This window comes from Vibrio sp. 970 (genome assembly GCF_033339075.1).
Genome location: NZ_JAWOTW010000546.1, coordinates 1 through 596, shown reverse-complemented (window position 1 = coordinate 596; position 596 = coordinate 1). Strand labels below are relative to the sequence as shown.

At 45.5% G+C, this 596-nt stretch carries 1 protein-coding gene; it reads right to left on the bottom strand.

Annotated features, from left to right (window positions below; all coding sequences use genetic code 11):
- Positions 1 to 11 precede the first annotated feature (11 nt).
- Positions 12 to 596: D-2-hydroxyacid dehydrogenase (locus R7Q11_RS27790; protein ID WP_225467186.1), on the bottom strand; the 585-nt coding region annotated here is incomplete at its 5' end.

Below are 596 nucleotides of genomic sequence, written 5' to 3'. Positions count from 1 at the left end.
GACATCTATCTTTAGTACCCTTTCTCGAAATCCACTTGATTGTTTAATGAGAAACCATCGCGCCAAAGTCGGTAATTGTCGGCAAAAATGTCGACCACCTGTTCAGGAAAGCTCAATGCGGCAATGTGTGGCGTGATGGTCACTTGCGGTAACTTCCAAAACGGATGCGCTGGTGGCAATGGTTCTTGCTCAAACACGTCCAAGAAAGCGTGTTCTACCCAGCGATTCTTGATGGCGAGCAACAAGCTGGCTTCATCCAACACATCTCCTCTACCTACATTGAATAATAAAGCTTGGTTGAGATGTTGAAGTGTTTCACGGTTGAGCAAGGCACGAGTATTAGGTGTGCTCGGCAACGTATTAACGACAATATCTGCCTTTCTTAAAGCATTTGCTAGTTCATTGATGTGGAAGGTTTGTGCAAATTCATCATTGGCTGTTGGAATTCCTGTGCGATTAATACCAATCGTGTTAATCCCCATCGTCTGGGCCGTTTGTGCTAGGCATTTCCCAATGCTACCCGTACCGAGAATCACCATGGTTTTGCTTTGCAGTGATGTGTAGAGATGCGGTTGCCACTGCTTGTTTTGTTGTTG